General features: G+C 32.2%; 3 protein-coding genes and 1 pseudogene. 1 reads left to right on the top strand and 3 read right to left on the bottom strand.

Annotation, left to right across the window (positions count from 1 at the left end; all coding sequences use genetic code 11):
* Window positions 1-664: pseudogene (locus tag B0A78_RS11615) on the bottom strand (hypothetical protein); the annotation flags it as partial.
* Window positions 665-805: 141 nt separating this feature from the next.
* Between B0A78_RS11615 and B0A78_RS11610 the strand changes: the two are divergent.
* Window positions 806-1,165 carry a helix-turn-helix domain-containing protein gene (locus tag B0A78_RS11610; RefSeq protein ID WP_097609692.1) on the top strand — a complete coding sequence of 120 codons (360 nt, stop codon included), beginning with the start codon at window positions 806-808 and terminating at the stop codon, window positions 1,163-1,165.
* A gap of 129 nt (window positions 1,166-1,294) precedes the next feature.
* Here the strand turns inward: B0A78_RS11610 and B0A78_RS11605 are convergent, their stop codons facing one another.
* Window positions 1,295-1,636, bottom strand: coding sequence for a hypothetical protein (locus B0A78_RS11605; protein WP_097609691.1), 342 nt, complete (start codon window positions 1,634-1,636; stop codon window positions 1,295-1,297).
* On the bottom strand, window positions 1,637-2,737 hold a 1,101-nt coding region (locus B0A78_RS11600), incomplete at its 5' end, for an RHS repeat-associated core domain-containing protein (protein WP_317044845.1).

Below are 2,737 nucleotides of genomic sequence, written 5' to 3'. Positions count from 1 at the left end.
CAATTAAAATCAGTTTATTACTTAATTCTGTCCTATTAAAATAATAAAACGCATTGGCTGATAATACGGTCATTTCGATTTTGTCTTCTTCGGGAATAAGCTCTGATACTTTACTTTGCAGATGCGTTTTTCCTGCTCCGCTACTTCCTAGTGATATACAATGTAATGGATTGTTGGTTTTTCTACTCGTGAATATTAGATACATTAATAATCGGTTAATTTCTTCACCGATTACTCCCGATTTACCGATTAACTCTTGTGTGCTTTCTATTAGTTTTTCTTGACTTAAAAATTCCTTTGCTTCTTTGATTTCTTTTTCTGTGAGTACTTTTACTTGTTTTTCGTAGAGTTTGCCTTGTTCTGCTACTTCTTGTAATCTAAATTGTTCTAATTCATTTGTAAGTTGGTCTAAATCTCGTCTTACTATGGTGGTGCCTATTTCTAGTCGTTCGGCTACTTTTCTAGTGAGTTTTTCTATACTGGTGTCGTTGTACAAATCAATATTCTGTCTTAATACTTGCTCCGACTTTTGTTTGCTTATTCCTAATGTGACTCGTAACGCTTCTAAATTATTGAACCTGATACCTCCTAGAATAGAGATTTTAAGGTGTTTGGTTTCGTAGAGGTAGTGGTTGGGGTTGGAGGTGTTGAGATTGTTTTGCATAAAATATTATTTGCTATATAAGTTATAAAGGCAAATATATTAAAATATAACATATATAGCATATTAAATAAATATTTTTAAATCAATATTGCTTTATAAGTTACTAAAACATACTTTTGTTATTTAATAAAGCATATTTCAATGAATTTAGGAGATACACTCAAAAAGGTAAGAGAAGCTAAAGGACTTTCACAAAAAGAACTTGCAGGATTGTTAGATATGCCACAACCACAATACAGCCGTATTGAAGGCGGTAAAACCGACCCCTCTTTTGCAACTATTAGTAAAATTACAAACGCTTTAAATGTTTCTTTATCTGAACTATTTAGAGCCGATGAGATTTTTGACGATGTCAATACTTACGATAAAACTTTGATTGAAAAGCTACAACTTTTAGATTCGCTTAATGAAGAGGAGAAAAAATCTATTTATACGCTCATAGATTCGTTGATTACAAAGAAAAAATTAAAAGACAACTTACAAAACCTCGCAAACTTATAACCCACAAAAAAACACGCCGTAGCGTGTTTTATTTTTTACTCTCTGTTGTGGGCACAGAAAACATTTCTGCGCTAACGATTGCGGTGAGATTCACGTTGTGTCATTCCTGCGCCATCGGGTATACTACAATTAAAATCCTGCTTTTTTAATTTTTCCTAAATCAGTTACTTCTTCATTATAAAATATCTCACAATTGTTTGGATTTTTACTTGATAAAACAATTTTATAGTATTTTTCTAAATACTTATTAGGATTATCATTTATATTTTCAAATGTTTCATACTCTCTACCGTCATAAAAATAACGTCCTAAAATATGTCTGAAACTTCTTCTAGATTCAGTCTTATATATGAAGCATACTGATTCTACTTTAAATCTTTCTCTTTCACAAGAATCTTTATAAATTTTAATAAAAACAAATGTGAAAAAAATAACAAAAACACTCAATACTATAGCTTTATCTTTTTCCATTTACATTCCTTCTTTTTCTAATTTTTTATTTATCTTATCACCAATTTTATTTTCAATTGCCTCTGTAGCTGATCCACCATAAAAATCAAAAATTGTTTTAGTTGTTAGAGGTAATTTATTTGTAGCTTTTTCTAAGCCATTACCAATCTTTGAACCAATTGCATTTGAAAAGAATGTTGAATAAAATCCTGCATTAAATTTGTTTGTACTAAATAACATTTTCCCATCTTTATAATTTAAATTGAAATAAGATTCTCCGACATTTGAAGTAAAAGGATTACTAAAGGCTGCAGCAAAAAAAGGCTGCATGTAATTAATTTTGTCATCAAATTGCCAGTTATTATACGAAACTTGTCCAAAAAGATTAGTTCCTCCATTAATCAAAGCTGTTCTTCCAGAATTCAAAGCAAAACCTCCAGCTAATACAGAACAATAACCATTTGCAGAAATAGAAGCCGATAGCGAAGTTCCCGCATACCAAGTAGAATACGCTTCATAACCTGCAACAACACTAGGTGTTAATTCTGCAGTTATAGGTAGAAGAGGCAGAGAAACAACAGCCAATGTTAATCTAAAATCAGTCGATGGTGAATATGCAGGATTATAATATTTGTTATATCTAATGCTACTAGCTCCAGTTATTTCTCCTAAAGCTTTGTTAGATATTTCGCCTATTTTACGTGCTATATCCATAGCGATTTGCTCAAGCTTATTATCAATTTTATTTTGAACAGCTTCCCTGTTAGAAACTACAACTTCATTCAATTTATTAGGATTAGTATCTGTTCCACTTCCACTTGCAAAACCTGTCGATTCTTTTTTATCATCAGTCTGTTCTGCTTCTAATCCCTCTAACTCCACCATATCCATTACTCTGTTTTCAGAAAATGCGTATGGAGAATTCCAAGGGAATGACCTGCCTAATGGATCCACGGCAAAAAACCTCCCCACCCTCGGGTCGTGCATCCTAAAAGTATAATTCAATGAATTTCCTTCTCCTTTAATTTCGTTATCTTTTTCTTGTCCTTGGAAGCCATAACGGTAGGCACTGCTTGCTCCGTGGCGGTTTGGAACCAAGCTACCAAAAGGGTAATACTTTAT

The sequence above is a fragment of the Flavobacterium columnare NBRC 100251 = ATCC 23463 genome (assembly GCF_002530675.1).
Taxonomy (GTDB): Bacteria; Bacteroidota; Bacteroidia; order Flavobacteriales; family Flavobacteriaceae; genus Flavobacterium; species Flavobacterium columnare.
This window is presented reverse-complemented; position numbering and strand designations above follow the sequence as displayed.